Source organism: Methylobacterium isbiliense (assembly GCF_022179325.1).
GTDB lineage: Bacteria > Pseudomonadota > Alphaproteobacteria > Rhizobiales > Beijerinckiaceae > Methylobacterium > Methylobacterium isbiliense.
The window spans coordinates 1-14093 of the sequence record NZ_BPQQ01000110.1; the positions used below are offsets into that span (position 1 = coordinate 1).

Annotated in this window: 11 protein-coding genes; 9 read left to right on the forward strand and 2 right to left on the reverse strand. The window is 71.3% G+C overall.

Going from position 1 to position 14093, the window contains the following annotated elements; all coding sequences use genetic code 11:
* Positions 1-750 precede the first annotated feature (750 nt).
* From MFF61_RS31540 to MFF61_RS31580, 9 genes are all read left to right on the forward strand, one after another.
* The gene (locus MFF61_RS31540; protein ID WP_238241638.1) at positions 751-2160 is read left to right on the forward strand and encodes a sodium:solute symporter family protein; all 1410 of its coding nucleotides are present in this window, start codon (positions 751-753) and stop codon (positions 2158-2160) included.
* Positions 2161-2221: 61 nt separating this feature from the next.
* Positions 2222-3172, forward strand: a complete 951-nt coding sequence (locus tag MFF61_RS31545) for a helix-turn-helix transcriptional regulator (RefSeq protein ID WP_238241639.1) — start codon at positions 2222-2224, stop codon at positions 3170-3172.
* A 125-nt stretch (positions 3173-3297) separates the two neighbouring features.
* Entirely contained in the window at positions 3298-6258 is a 2961-nt protein-coding gene (locus tag MFF61_RS31550; protein ID WP_238241640.1) for a xanthine dehydrogenase family protein molybdopterin-binding subunit, read from the forward strand.
* Positions 6255-7094, forward strand: coding sequence for an FAD binding domain-containing protein (locus tag MFF61_RS31555; RefSeq protein WP_238241641.1), 840 nt, complete (start codon positions 6255-6257; stop codon positions 7092-7094). The genes MFF61_RS31550 and MFF61_RS31555 overlap by 4 nt, the downstream gene beginning before the upstream one ends.
* Complete coding sequence (locus MFF61_RS31560; RefSeq protein WP_238241642.1) at positions 7082-7606, forward strand: (2Fe-2S)-binding protein; 525 nt, start codon at positions 7082-7084, stop codon at positions 7604-7606. The genes MFF61_RS31555 and MFF61_RS31560 overlap by 13 nt, the downstream gene beginning before the upstream one ends.
* Positions 7599-9149 carry an AMP-binding protein gene (locus MFF61_RS31565; protein ID WP_238241643.1) on the forward strand — a complete coding sequence of 517 codons (1551 nt, stop codon included), beginning with the start codon at positions 7599-7601 and terminating at the stop codon, positions 9147-9149. Before MFF61_RS31560 ends, MFF61_RS31565 begins: the two co-directional genes overlap by 8 nt.
* Before the next feature lie 40 nt (positions 9150-9189).
* Complete coding sequence (locus MFF61_RS31570) at positions 9190-9981, forward strand: enoyl-CoA hydratase/isomerase family protein (protein WP_238241644.1); 792 nt, start codon at positions 9190-9192, stop codon at positions 9979-9981.
* 108 nt (positions 9982-10089) lie between these two features.
* Complete coding sequence (locus MFF61_RS31575; RefSeq protein WP_238241645.1) at positions 10090-11436, forward strand: MFS transporter; 1347 nt, start codon at positions 10090-10092, stop codon at positions 11434-11436.
* Positions 11437-11531: 95 nt separating this feature from the next.
* Positions 11532-12014, forward strand: coding sequence for a TIGR02444 family protein (locus MFF61_RS31580; RefSeq protein ID WP_238241646.1), 483 nt, complete (start codon positions 11532-11534; stop codon positions 12012-12014).
* A gap of 2 nt (positions 12015-12016) precedes the next feature.
* Here the strand turns inward: MFF61_RS31580 and MFF61_RS31585 are convergent, their stop codons facing one another.
* Positions 12017-12589, reverse strand: coding sequence for a UbiX family flavin prenyltransferase (locus MFF61_RS31585; protein WP_238241647.1), 573 nt, complete (start codon positions 12587-12589; stop codon positions 12017-12019).
* The gene (locus tag MFF61_RS31590) at positions 12586-14043 is read right to left on the reverse strand and encodes an aldehyde dehydrogenase family protein (RefSeq protein ID WP_238241648.1); all 1458 of its coding nucleotides are present in this window, start codon (positions 14041-14043) and stop codon (positions 12586-12588) included. Before MFF61_RS31590 ends, MFF61_RS31585 begins: the two co-directional genes overlap by 4 nt.
* Between the last annotated feature and the right edge of the window lie 50 nt (positions 14044-14093).

A 14093-nucleotide genomic window follows, 5' to 3' on the forward strand; every position in this document is an offset into this window, starting at 1 on the left:
TCGGACAGAGCGCGCCCTTGGTCTGCACCGTGCGGTGCCGGGCCAAGGGCGCGCTCTGTCCGACGACCGCCAAGCTGATGATGTTCAAGCGCAGCATGGCCGAGGGAGAGAATGGACTGCCGCAGGCGTTGGACTAGGCAGGAGTTGCAGCGGAAGAGATCAGGGCCTTACGCCGGCATGGCGAGGGCGAGCGCAGAGGTGCCCGAAGGTACGCGCGGCCGAGGTCGGGCACGGCGGCGCACGGTTATCGTCGTCCGGACAACCGGGGTGCATGTACCGGCGGCGATGCAGAAGGCCGCGCGGTCGCTTGCGCGGCGGCTCCCGCTTTGCTGGGACACCGGTGCCGTTGCACTCGAGCTGCGCCAGGGCGGCGAGCAACGCGTCCACCGATCCCGGCTCTGCCCTGCAGTCGGTCCGGCAGCGCAGGCTTGACGTGTTCCCGAGGACGCAAGCGCTTCCGCCGCATCGTCGCCCACTATGATCATTTGGCCATCAACGACTTTGCCGCACTCGGGCCCGCCGCGACGCTCATGGACTGGCCATGAGTGTGGGACCGAAGCCATCATGTCTTATGATCGCCGACATCAATTTTCTCTATTTGATGAATAGTTGCTCTGCACGCACGATCCTCCTGACTGGGTGCATACAAGAACGCTTTCACGCGCGGTCGCCCGAAAGAACAACCGGAGGAATCATGCCCAGTCGCTGTGACCTGCGCACGTTCGCTGACGTCTGACGGTCAGCGCCGCCATGCAGCCGAACTGGATCGTGCTGTCGCTCACGCTCGCCTATTTGGCGGCGATGGGGCTGATCAGTGTCGTCGCGCGCCGCCACGCCAAGAGCGCCGGCAGCTTCACCTCGGGAGGAGCGCGCTACCCAGCGGTCCTGATCGGCTTCCTGCTGATGTCCGAGTTCATCGGCACGGCGGCGAGCGTCGGCACAACGCAGACCGCCGTGAAGGTCGGCCTCTCTGCGGCCTGGAACATCGCGGCCCTCGGCATCGGCTTCATGCTGTACGCCTTCTTCCTGGCGCATCGCTTCAGGACGCTCGGCGAGAACACGATCTCGGGCGCGCTGGCCCGGGCCTACGGACGCCCGACCAAGCTCGCCACCTCGGTGATCATGATCTTCGCCCTGCAGATCGTGGCGATCTCGACCTACGCGGGTGGCGGCACCATCCTGGCGGGGTTGCTCGGGGCGGACCGCGCCACTGCGATCGTCATCACCGGGGCGGTGGCGACGCTCTATGTCGCCATCGGCGGCATGCGCTCGGTGATCTACACCAACGTGCTGCACGCCCTCGTCAAGTACGTCGGTATCCTGGTCGCGGTGGCCTTCGCCCTTGCGCAGATCGGCGGCCTCGGATCTCTACAGGCGCAGGTTCCGGCCCGGATGTTTGCGGTCGATACGGTCGGCTGGTCCCAGATCCTGGCGTGGCTCGTGGCCGGCATCGGCGCCGTCTTCTCAACGCAGTACGTAATCCAGGCGATCAACACCGTGGAGGACGGACGCACCGCCCAGGCGGCCAGCTTCTGGTGCGCGGTTCTCCTCGTTCCGTTCGGCCTGCTGGCCGCCCTCGTCGGCGTCTGCGCGGGTGCGCTGATGCCGGACCTGCAGCCGATCGCTGTGCTGCCGGCGCTGATCGGCCGGATGGACGATTTTCTCGCCGCGATTGTGGTCGCGGGCCTCGCCGGCTCGCTGTTCGGCACGATCTCGGCGCTCAGCATCGGCGCGGCGACGCTCCTCTACAAGGATTTCTACATTCCGCTGCGCGGCGATGCGGAGGGAGGCGGTTCGCTCGCCTTCGTGCGCACGGCGACGATCGTGGTGGGGCTGCTGCCAATTCCGCTCGCAATCTACGCGCCGGACATCCTGAAGGTCACCTTCCTCGCCAAGTCCCTGCGCACCACCCTCGCCGTCCTCGTGCTGTTCGCCTTCTACGCGCCGCACGTGGCGCGGCCGCGGGCCGCCGTCGTCAGCATCCTCGCCTCCCTGGTCCTGACGGTCGGCTGGTTCCTGGCCGGCGACCCCTTCGGGATCGACAACGCCTACGTGGCGCTGGTCATCCCGCTGATCGTCATGGGGACGGATCACCTGCTGAAGCGGTTGGGCACGGACGTCCCGGCCACTGTCCCGGCGGCGTCGCTGCAGCGCAAGTAGAGGGTGAGGATGGGCAAGGCCTCTACTGGCTGCGTCCGGCACCGGGTGCTAAACTCGCCCGATGTCTGATGCTCTCGAGATCGCGTACGGAGATTTCGGCCGGGTTGCCCTGCTCGACATGGATCGCGGGCTCGTCCGGCACGCCCATCCGCACTGCCACGTGCTGCTGAAGGTCGAGGGCGACGACACGCAGTTCCTGGTCGGGGACCGGGTGGTCAGCCTGACCGACCATCAGGCCGTCCTCGTCAACGCGTGGGAGACGCACGCCTACGTGCACGATCCGCGCCGCGAGGCGTCGATGATCCTCGCGCTCTACATCGAGCCGGCGTGGCTCGGCGCATTCCGGCACAATTGGTCAGCGAGCGCCGCACCGGGTTTCTTCCACGAGCCGGCCGGGTTAATCACCCCGGCGATCCGCGGTCTCGTGCGGGACCTCGCCGCCGAGATGGTCTACGCCCCCGGCTCGCCGCGCATCCGGAGCGAGCTGCTGCCGGGGCTGATGATCGCCCTGATCGAACGGTTCACGAAGTGGCGCGAGATCGGGATGTCCCTGCGCGAGGCGGGGCGACGCCCGCGGGGAGACTGGCGCGTGCAGCGGGCCATCGCCCGGATGCGCGGCGAGGACGGGCTCGGCCTCAGTGCCGAGGCCCTGGCTCGCGATGCCGGCCTGTCGCGCGCCCATTTCTACCGCCTGTTCGAGCAGGCGACCGGCGCCTCACCGCACGTCTTCCTCAACGCGATCCGCGTCGAGCGCGCCGTCGAGGCGATCGTCTCGAGCGATGAGAGCCTCGCGGATCTCGGCACAAAGCTGGGCTTCGCGGCACCCGCGCATTTCTCGCGCTTTTTCCGCGACCACGTCAGCGTGCCCCCGAGCGTCTTCCGCAGCATCGTCCGCCTTCGCGGCCTGATCCCGTCGACCGCAGCTCAAGTGCGGACGCCGTCCTTGCTCCCACACGACCTTCGCCCATCGCCGGACGGGGCGCATCCGCAAGCCCGCAAGGATGACGGGTAGCCAGCCCGCGCATTTTGAGACGTTTCGGTAAGTCGTGAGACGGGGACGTCTCACGTCCCGCGGCGGGGTCGATGCAGTTTGCACCCGACGAGGCCTCCGAAGAGCCTCGGACGAGGAAGCGAGCATTGGGCATCGAGGACAGCCGTTTCGTCGGGCAGTCGGTCGAGCGCGTCGAGGACGCCGCTCTGCTGTCCGGACGCGGCCGCTACATCGACGATCTCGGGCACAAGCCCGGCACGCTGCACGCGGCGATCCTGCGTTCGCCCCACGCGCACGCGGACATCCTCGGCATCGACGCCGAAGCGGCCCGCGCGCTCCCGGGTGTGGTCGCAGTGCTCACCGGGCACGACCTCGCCGACGTCGCTGGTCCCCTCGTCCCGGCACTGCGCGCCGCCGTGGATGCGCGGGCGATCGCCGTCGACCGAGTGCGCTACGTCGGCGAGCCCGTCGCCGTGGTCGTGGCGCAGGACCGTTACCTCGCGGAGGACGGCTGCGACCTGATCGAGGTCGAATACCGGGTCCGGCCGGCGGTAGTCGACCCGCTGGCGGCGCTCGCCGCGGAGGCCCCCGTCCTGCATGAGGGCGTGGGACGCAACCTCGTGAGCGACCGCACCTTCCGGTACGGCGATCCGGAAGCGGCCTTCGCGCAGGCGCCTCACACCCTCTCGGTGACGGTTCGCTACCCCCGCAACACCGGCTCGCCGATGGAGACCTACGGGGTCGTCGCCGAGTACGACCCGAGCGACGATTCCTACGACCTCCTCGCGAACTTCCAGGGTCCCTTCAGCATCCACGCCGTGGTGGCCCGCGCCCTCAAGGTGCCGGGCAACCGCCTGCGCCTGCGCACGCCGCCGGATTCCGGCGGCAGCTTCGGTGTCAAGCAGGGCGTCGCCCCCTACGCGGTCCTGATCTGCGCCGCCGCCCGCAAGGTCGGGCGCCCGGTCAAGTGGATCGAGGACCGGATGGAGCACCTCGCCGCCTCGGTCTCGGCGACGAACCGCGTCACCACCCTGACGGCGGCCTTCGACGGGGAGGGCCGCATCACCGCCCTCGACTGGGACCAGGTGGAGGATTGCGGCGCCACCCTGCGCGCGCCGGAGCCCGCGACCCTGTACCGGATGCACGGCAACATGACCGGCGCCTACGCGATCCGGCATCTGCGCATCCGCAACCGGGTTGTCGTCACCAACAAGACGCCGACCGGCCTCGTGCGGGGCTTCGGCGGTCCGCAGGTCTACTACCCCCTCGAACGTCTCGTGCATCGCATCGCCTTCGCGCTGAACCTTGACCCGCTCGACGTGATCCGGCGCAACCTAATCCCGTCCGACGCCTTCCCGTACCGGACCGCGACCGGGGCGCTCTACGATTCCGGCGACTACCGGCGGGCCCTCGACGAGGCGGTCCGCGACGGTGGCCTCGACGCGCTGCGACGCCGCCGGGCGGAGGCCCGCGCCGAGGGCCGGCTCTACGGCATCGGCTTCACGGCCGCGGTCGAGCCGAGCGTCTCGAACATGGGTTACATCACCACGGTGCTGACCGCCGCCGAGCGCGCCAAGGCCGGCCCGAAGAACGGCGCACAGGCCACGGCCACCGTCACCCTCGACCCGGTCGGCTCGGTGACCGTGCAGGTCGCCTCGGTGCCGCAGGGTCAGGGCCACCGCACCGTCCTGGCCCAGGTCGTCGCCGACGTCTTCGGCATCCCCCTCGATCAGGTCCGGGTGACCGTGGATCTCGACACCGCCAAGGACGCTTGGTCGATCGCCTCGGGCAATTACTCGAGCCGCTTCGCCGCCGCGGTCGCCGGGGTGGCGCACCAGGCCGCCACGCGCCTGCGCGACCGGCTCGCCCTAGTGGCGGCGGCCCAGCTCAACGTGCGGGCCGAGGACCTCGTCTTCGCGGGCGGGCGCGTCGCGTCGCGTACGAACCCGGACGCCGCCCTCCCCTTCGCGCGCGTCGCCGCGACGAGCCACTGGTCGCCGGGCCTCGTACCCGACGAGGTGGGCGCCGTCATCCGCGAGACCGCCTTCTGGACGCCGCCGGAACTAATCGCGCCCGACGAGGGCGATGCCATCAACTCCTCGCTCTGCCACGGCTTCATCTTCGACTTCTGCGGCGTGGAGGTGGACCGGGAGACGGGCAAGCTCGTCATCGACCGCTACGTCTCGATGCACGATTGCGGCCGGATCCTGCACCCCGGCATGGTCGAGGGGCAGGTGCGCGGCGGCTTTGCGCAGGCGCTCGGCGCCGCGGTGTACGAGGAACTCGCCTACGGCGAGGATGGCGCCTTCCTGTCCGGCACCCTCGCCGACTATCTCCTGCCGACCGCGACCGAGATCCCGGACCTCGACGTCCTGCACCTTGAGAGTCCCTCGCCCTTCACGCCCCTCGGGGCGAAGGGGGTGGGCGAAGGCAACTGCATGTCGACGCCGGTCTGCCTCGCCAACGCGGTGGCGGACGCTCTCGGTCTCGAGGCTATCGACCTGCCCCTGACACCCGCGAAGCTCGCCGCGCTCGCGGCGCGCGGCGAGGAGCCGGCCCCGCCGCAGGGCCGCGCCGCGCAGGCGGCGATCCGGCCGGGCGACCGGACCCTGCGCGGGACCGGCGAGGCCCGCGTGGCGGCGACGCCGGAGGCGGTCTGGGCGATGCTGCTCGACCCCGCCGTGCTGACCTCGGTGATCCCCGGCGCGCACGGTGTGCGCAAGCTGTCGGACACACATTTCCGGGCCGACGTAACGCTCGGCGTCGGCCCCGTGAAGGGCCGCTACAAGGCCGACATCACCCTCTCTGACCTCGATCCGCCCCGGGCCGCGACGCTGTCGGGCGCCGTGACGGGAGCGCTCGGGAACGGCGGCGGCAGCGGGCGGATCACCCTAGCCCCGGACGGCCGGGGCGGTACCCGCATCGGCTACGCCTACGAGGCCTCGGTCGGCGGCAAGGTCGCGGCGGTGGGCGGCCGGCTCCTCGACGGGGCGGCCCGGGTGATCATCGGCGGCTTCTTCTCCGCACTCGCGCGCCGGGCCGGCGGGGGCGAGGCCCGGCCCGGCCTGCTGCGCCGGCTCCTCGTGCGCCTGGGATTCTCCGCATGAAGCCTGCCCGCTTCGACTACCTGCGCGCCGCGAGCCTCGACGAGGCGCTGGCGGCGATCGCCCGCCACGGCGACGAGGCCCGCATCGTCGCGGGCGGCCAGTCGCTCGTGCCGATGCTGAACATGCGGCTGACGAAGCCCGGCCTGCTCGTCGACGTGATGCGGATCGAAACCTTGCGCACGCCACGCCGCGAGAACGGCGCCCTCGTGGTCCCGGCGGGCACGCGGCAGGCGATCCTTCTCGACCGGCCGCACGTCGCCGACGAGCTGCCGCTTCTCGCCGCCGCCCTCCCCTTCGTCGGCCACGTCCAGACCCGCGCTCGGGGCACCCTGTGCGGCTCCGTCGCCCACGCCGACCCGAGCGCCGAGATCCCGCTCTGCCTCGTCGCCCTGGAGGGCGAGGTGCATCTGCGCTCCGCCAAGCGCGCGCGGCGGGTGCGGGCGGACGACTTCTTCGTCGGCATGATGGTGACCGACCGGGCCCACGACGAACTCGTTGAGGCGATCGGCCTGCCCCTGCGCGCGCCCGGCACCGGCTACGCCTTCGCGGAGGTGGGGCGGCGTCACGGGGACTTCGCCATCGTGGCCTGCGCGGCCGTGGTCGACGGCCGGCGGATGCGGCTCGCGGTGGGCGGCGTCGCCGACCGGCCGACCGCCCGCGACTGGCCCCTCCTCGACGGCACCGCCCTCGACGACGCCCTCAACGCCCTCGCCTGGGATCTCGGCGCGGGGGAGGACATCCACGCCACCGCCCGCTACCGCCGCGACCTCGTGCGCCGCCTCGGTCGCCGGGTCCTGGAACAGGCCGCAGAGGAGGCCCGCCGATGCCAAGGCTAGACGCAGTGCGGCGCCACGAGATCGTTTTCTCGCTGAACGGTGCCCCCGCCCGGGTCGAGGTTGAGCCGCGCACGCTGCTCACCGACGCGCTTCGCCACGGGCTCGGCATGACCGGCACCCATGTCGGCTGCGAGCACGGTGTCTGCGGCGCCTGCACGGTCGCGATCGATGGCGAGCCGGCCCGCGCCTGCCTGACGCTCGCCGTCGCCGTTGAGGGCTGCGAGGTGCGTACGGTCGAGGCGCTGGCACCGGAGCCCGGCCGGCTCGGCGTGCTCCAGGCGGCCTTCCGGCGCCACCACGCCCTGCAATGCGGCTTCTGCACCGCCGGGATCCTGATGTCGCTGGACGCCTACCTGCGGTGTCGCCCGCACGCGACGCGGGCGGAGCTCACCGAGGTGATTGGCGGGCATCTCTGTCGCTGCACCGGCTACGCCCCGATCATCGCGGCCGCCGTCGAGGCCGCCGCCGTGCTGCGCGGCGAATCGATCGAGGAGACCCCATCCCATGCTTGACCTTGGCACCAGCTTCCTGGCGAGCGTGTCCCGCGACCCGCGGGAACTCGCCATCGTCGACGGGGAGAGCCGCCTCACCTATGCGGAGTGGTACCGGCTGATCTCGTCCGTGGTTGCGGGCCTCGACGCGCTCGGCCTCGAGCCCGGCGACCACGTCGTCATGGTGCTGCAGAACCGGCTGGAGGCGGCGACGCTCCACTGGGCCTGCCAGTTCGCCGGCCTTGTGCTCACGCCGATCAACTGGCGGGCCAATCCCGACGAGATCGACTTCGCGGTCGAGAACGCGGAGGCGAAGGCGGTCGCCTACGAAGGGATTTCGGCCGCGAGCGTGCGGGCGAGCGCCGCCGCCCGCCGTTGCCCGCGCATCGCCGTCGGCGTGGAGCCCGAACCCGGCGAGACACGCTTCGCCGACCTCGAAGCCGTGGCGGCCGAGCCCGCAATGCCGAGAGCGGATGCCGAGGCGGTCTCGCTGATGCTCTACACGTCGGGCACCACGGCCAAGCCCAAAGGCGTGCCGCGCCGCCACCGCACCGAGCGCGCCGCCGCCCTCGCCCACGTAGCCCAGAACCTCTACGGCCGCGGCGAGCGGACGCTCGGCGTCATGCCGCTCTATCACACGATGGGAGTGCGCTCGCTGCTGGCCATGTCGCTCGTGGGCGGCGCCTTCGTGTGCCTGCCGCGCTTTGACGTGGCGGGGGCGCTGCGCCTGATCGCGGGCGAGCGGGTGACGAACCTCTACCTCGTTCCGACGCTCTACCACGACCTCGTCCACCATCCGGACTTCGCCGCCACCGATACATCTTCGGTGCGCAAGCTCGGCTTTGCGGGCGCGCCGATGACGGACGGCCTCCTCGGCCGGTTGACCGAGGCGTTCCGGCCGGACCTGTTCGTGAACCATTACGGCTCGTCGGAGGTCTACACCTTCACGATCAACCAGGACGCCGCGGCCAAGCCCGGCTCGGCGGGGCGGGCCGGCCTCAACACCATGGTGCGGATCGTGCCGCTCGGCGCCACCGATCCGCAGACCGCCGCCGCCGCCGGCGAGGAGGGCGAGATCGCCGTCATCGCGAGCGGCGACGAGGCCTTCGAGGGCTACTGGCGCCGCCCGGAGGCCGACGCGAAGGCCTTTCGCAACGGCTGGTACTTCACGGGTGACACCGGCTTCATGGACGCGGACGGCGACGTCTTCGTGACGGGCCGGGTCGATGACATGATCATCACCGGCGGGGAGAACGTCTCGCCGGTCGAGATCGAGAGCTGCCTGTCGCTGCATCCGGCGGTCTCGGAGATCGCCGTGGTCGGGCTGCCCGACGAGCGCTGGGGCAAGGTGGTGACCGCCTTCGTCAAGCGCCGCGCGCCCGTCGACGAGGCTGCTCTCGACGCCCATTGCCGCGCGGCCGGGCTTCCGAGCCACAAGCGTCCGCGCACCTACGTCTTCGTCGCCGAGATCCCGAAATCCCCGGTCGGGAAGCTCCTGCGCCGCCGGCTCGTCGCGGGCGAGTACGAGGCCGAGGCGGCGGGGGACCCCTCCGCCGCCGCCTGAAACGACCCCTTCCCCATCCGGTCAACCAGAGAGTGACCCCATGACCAGCGATCCCCGGCTTTCCAACCTCGACGGCTTCCGGGTCGAGATCGACCCCGCCCGCGAGCGCGCCGACGTCATCCTGGCCCGCCCGCCCATGAACGTGATCGCGATGCCCCAGCGCGACGAGATCCGGAAGGTGTTCGAGGCCCTCGACGAGGATGACCGCGTGCGCGTGATCGTGCTGCGCGCCGAGGGCGAGCACTTCTCGTCGGGCGGCTACATCAAGGGCTTCCTCGACGCCTCGCCCGAGCACGTCTCCAAGCTCGCCTGGAACATTGCCGCGCCGGCCCGCTGCGCCAAGCCCGTGATCGCGGCCAACCGCGGATACACATTCGGCGTCGGCTTCGAGATCTCGCTCGCCTGTGACTTCCGCATCGTCTCGGAGACCTGCCAGTACGCGCTGCCCGAGCAGAAGCTCGGCCAGATCCCGGGCTCCGGCGGCTCAGCCCGCCTGCAGAAGATCGTCGGCATCACCCGCACCAAGGACATCGTGATGCGCTCGAAGCGCATCCCCGGCCGGCAGGCACTGGAATGGGGCATCGCCACCGAATGCGTGCCGGACGGCGAACTCGAAGCCGCCGTCGACGCGCTGGTGGAGGAGCTGCGCGCCTTCTCGCCCATCGCCCAGCGCACGGCCAAGAAGCTCCTCAACGACACCGAGGACGCGACCCTCTCGATCGCCATCGAGCTCGAAGGGCACTGCTACAGCCGCCTGCGCCAGTCCGACGACTTCCGCGAGGGCGTCGAGGCCTTCCACGCCAAGCGTAAGCCGACGTTCCGCGGCGCTTAGAGCCGCCCTGCCCCGCCCGAGCCGGCGCCAGACCGACCCTCACGACCATCCAAGGCCCGGCCGCACCGGCCGGGCCAACGAGGGCGCATGCCCGAAGGAGGAGACCCCATGTCCGCCGCTACCACGATTCCCGCGTCTGAGGCGCTGCCCAAGCCGACGACCCGCCAGACCGCCACCGCCGCGATGGCCTCGCTGTTCGGTTGGGGCCTCGACCTGTTCGATCTCTTCATCCTGCTCTACGTCGCGCCCGTCGTCGGCGCGCTGTTCTTCCCTGCCGACAAGCCGATGCTGTCGCTGGCGGGCGCCTACGCCTCCTTCGCCGTCACGCTGCTGATCCGGCCCCTCGGCTCCGCCCTGTTCGGCTCCTACGCCGACCGCCTCGGCCGGCGGCGCGCGCTGATGATCGCGGTGGTGGGCGTCGGCGTCTCGACTGCAGCCTTCGGACTCCTGCCCACGGTCGGGCAGATCGGCTGGGTCGCCACCGCGATCTTCCTCGCCTTTCGCCTGATCCAGGGCATCTTCGTCGGCGGCGTGGTCGCGGCCTCGCACACGATCGGCACCGAATCCGTGCCCGAGCGCTGGCGCGGCCTGATGTCGGGTGCGGTCGGCGGTGGCGGCGCCGCGATCGGCGGATTGCTGGCCTCGCTGGTCTTCTACATCGTCTCCCTGCTCGCGCCCGGCGAGGCCTTCGCCTCATGGGGCTGGCGAGTGATGTTCTTCTCGGGGCTCCTGACCTCGGTCGTCGGCCTGATCCTGTTCCGCAACCTCGAGGAATCGCCGATCTTCAGGCAGCTCCAGGCCGAAAAGGCGGCCCGCCGCGTCGGGGCGCCCGTGGTGGCCTCGCCCGTACGCGCCCTGTTCTCGGCCGAGCACATGCGTGCCTTCCTGGTCGCGACCCTGGTCTCGTTCGGCGGCGGTGCGGCCTACTATCTGACCTCCGGCTACCTGCCGACCTACCTCAAGCTCGTGAACGGCGTGCCGAACGCGACCGCGTCGATGATCCTCATCGGCGCCAACGTCGCCGCCGCGATCGGCGCCTGCGCGCTCGGCGAGCTGAGCCAGCACATCGGGCGGCGGGCAAGCTTCCTGCTCATGGGCGTGGTGCGGCTCGTGGCTTTCCCGGCCCTCTTCCTCGCCATGGCCGGGACGACGGACACCACCCTGCTCACCCTCTACGTCCTGCTCCTGTCCTTCATCGCCAACGCGAGCTACGGCCCGCTGCTGATCTTCCTCAACGAGAAGTTCCCGACCGCGCTGCGGGCCACCGGCACCGGCCTGACCTGGAATGTCGGCTTCGCGCTCGGCGGCATGCTGCCGACGCTGGTGTCGCTGGCGGTCGACGGTCCCAGCCAGATCCCGATGATGCTCGCAATCTTCACGACCGCCGTCACCGCGATCTACCTCATCGGCGCCTTCCTCACGGAGGAGACGCGGGGCAATCTCGAGCGCATCTGAGCGCGCGCCCACCGCGGACCGGAACCCGCGGCAGCCATCGCGACCGGCGTGGGGTGTCCCTCGCCGGTCGTGCTCGTTCGCGGAAGGACTGCGTGATGGACGCCGATCCGCTCTGGACTTTCGCCCTCGTCCTCTACGGCCGTCCGGGCGCGGCGGCGGCCTGCCTCGCCCTCCAGGATGAGGCGGGAGCGGATGTGACCCTCGTGCTCTACCTGATCTGGTGCGCGCAGACGGGCCGCGCTCTCGACGCGGCGGCGGTCCGGTCGGCCGACGCCACCGTCGCGGCATGGCGCGCCGCCGTGGTCGCGCCGCTCAGGGGCGTGCGTCGGGCCATGAAGGCGCCGCTACTGCCCGGCCTCCCGGCGGAGCCGCTCCGGGACCGGATCAAAGCCGTCGAGATTGAGGCGGAGCGCCTCGCCCTGACGGCGCTTGCGGCCGGCGCGTCCGATCCGGAGCCGGCCGCGCCGGAGCCCGTCGCAGCGGCCCGCCGTCACCTCGATCTCTACGCCGCCCATCTCGGCCGGCCCTTGCCGCGGGCACCGCGAGAAGCGCTGCTCCGCGCCTTCGCGGGAACCTGACCTCAGGATTCGGCGTCGCGCCAGCGCCGGACCCGGCCGGATTCGATCTCGAAGAGGTCGAGGACCCGGCCGATCGTGTGGTCGATCATCTCGACGAGGCTCCCGGGCCGCGCGTAGAAGGCGGGCACCGGGGGCGCGATGATCGCCCCCATCTCCGACAGGGCGGTCATGGTGCGCAGATGACCGGTGTGCAGGGGCGTCTCGCGCACCATCAGGACGAGGCGGCGGCGCTCCTTCAGCACCACGTCCGCGGCCCGGGTCAGCAGGCCGGAGGTCACGCCCGTGGCGATCTCCGCCATGCTGCGCATCGAGCAGGGCGCCACGATCATGCCGCGGGTGCGGAAGGAGCCGGAGGAGATCGCCGCGCCGATATCAACCTGCGCGTAGGTCCGGGCGGCGAGCGCGCGCACCTCCGCGACCTTGAGGTCGGTCTCGTGGGCGAGCGTCACCTCGGCCGAGCGCGACATCACGAGGTGCGCCGGGATGTCGAGGTCGCGCAGGATCTCCAGCAGGCGGATCCCGTAGATCACGCCCGAGGCCCCCGAGATGCCGACCACCAGGGGCAGGTTCGTCACGGCACCGCACCCTCGACGAGGCCTGGCGCCTGGTAGACGTGCTTCAGTTCCGTGAAGTCGTGGAACGCGTCGTAGCCGTGCAGGCGCCCCAGGCCGCTCTGCCGGTAGCCGCCGGTCTCGGCTTCGGCGAACAGCTTGTTGTGATCGTTGATCCAGACGGTGCCGTTGCGCAGCGCCCGGGCCACCCGCAGCGCCCGCGCCCCGTCGCGGGTCCAGACGCTGGCAGAGAGGCCGAACACGGTGTCGTTCGCCCGCGCCACTGCCTCGGCCTCGCTCTCGAAGGCTTCGAGCACCACGAAGGGCCCGAAGATCTCCTCCTGCACGAAATCCGCGTGCGGGTCGTCGTGCAAGACGAGGGCCGGCGTCAGGAAGGCGCCGCGCGCCCGCGGCCCGTCAGGGATCGTGGGCCGTAGCAGCACCTGATCGGCCGCCGCGCAGGCCGCCTCCATCCGGGCCGCGACCGCGTCGCGGCTCGCCCGGTCGATCAGCGGACCGACCTGCGAGCCTACCTCAAGGCCGGGTCCGACCCGCAGGTCCGCGAGGGCGGCGGCCAGGGCCTCGCGCATCGCGGGCAGCCCCGCGCGGTGGACGAGGACGCGCCGCGCGGCAGTGCATTGCTGGCCCGCGATGATCGTCGCGGCGGCGGCGAGCTTGTGCGCGACCTCGCCGATCTCCGCGTCCGGAAAGACGAGGCAGGCGGATTTGCCCCCGAGTTCCAGCGAGAGCTTCTTCATGCTGTCGGCGGCCGCCCGCATGATCGCCTTGCCGGTCGCTGTCGACCCGGTGAAGCTCAGGACATCGACGTCGTGCGAGACCGACAGGTGCTGGGCGCCCGCATGCCCGGTCTCGACCACGACGTTGACGACGCCCGGCGGCAGCCCGGGGGCGGTCAGGAGCGGCGCCATCAGGGCCGCGTTGAACACCGCCGTCTGCGCCGCCGGCTTCACGACGGCAGTGCAGCCCGCGGCGAGCGCCGGGGCGAGCGAGCGGACGAGCAGCACCGCGGGCGCGTTCCACGGCACGATGATGCCGGCAACGCCGGCCGGCTCCCGCAGCATGGTCGAGAGCACACCGGGCTCGGGTTCCAGCACGTGGCCCGGGATGTGGCGGGCGAGGCCCGCGTAATAGAGGATCTCGGAGATCGCGCCTGCGAGTTCCCCGCGCGCCTGCGCGAGCGGCTTGCCGTTGTCGCGGGTCAGGAGTTCGGCGAGGGGCTCCTTGCCAGCCTCGAGCGCGGCCGCCCAGTGCAGCAGCACCGTCTGCCGCAGCCGGGGTGACGAAGCCCAGATGCTCCGGTCGAAGGTCCGCCGTGCTGCGGCGACGGCCGCTTCGGCCTCCCGGGCGCCGCCCTGCGCGAGCTGGCCGACCGGCTCGCCGCTCGCCGGATCGATGCTTTCCGCCTCCGGCTGGCCATGGGCCTCCCCGTCGATCCAGTGGCGTGCCGCCGCGACCATGCCCGTTTCCCACTCTCGGTGTGCGTCCCGGGCCTGCGCGCCGGGTTTGG

Coding starts and splice junctions, on each gene's coding strand:
- MFF61_RS31540 (WP_238241638.1), top strand. CDS start 751: ATGCAGCCGAACTGGATCGTGCTGTCGCTCACGCTCGCCTATTTGGCG.
- MFF61_RS31545 (WP_238241639.1), top strand. CDS start 2,222: ATGTCTGATGCTCTCGAGATCGCGTACGGAGATTTCGGCCGGGTTGCC.
- MFF61_RS31555 (WP_238241641.1), top strand. CDS start 6,255: ATGAAGCCTGCCCGCTTCGACTACCTGCGCGCCGCGAGCCTCGACGAG.
- MFF61_RS31560 (WP_238241642.1), top strand. CDS start 7,082: ATGCCAAGGCTAGACGCAGTGCGGCGCCACGAGATCGTTTTCTCGCTG.
- MFF61_RS31565 (WP_238241643.1), top strand. CDS start 7,599: ATGCTTGACCTTGGCACCAGCTTCCTGGCGAGCGTGTCCCGCGACCCG.
- MFF61_RS31570 (WP_238241644.1), top strand. CDS start 9,190: ATGACCAGCGATCCCCGGCTTTCCAACCTCGACGGCTTCCGGGTCGAG.
- MFF61_RS31575 (WP_238241645.1), top strand. CDS start 10,090: ATGTCCGCCGCTACCACGATTCCCGCGTCTGAGGCGCTGCCCAAGCCG.
- MFF61_RS31580 (WP_238241646.1), top strand. CDS start 11,532: ATGGACGCCGATCCGCTCTGGACTTTCGCCCTCGTCCTCTACGGCCGT.
- MFF61_RS31590 (WP_238241648.1), bottom strand. CDS start 14,043: ATGGTCGCGGCGGCACGCCACTGGATCGACGGGGAGGCCCATGGCCAG.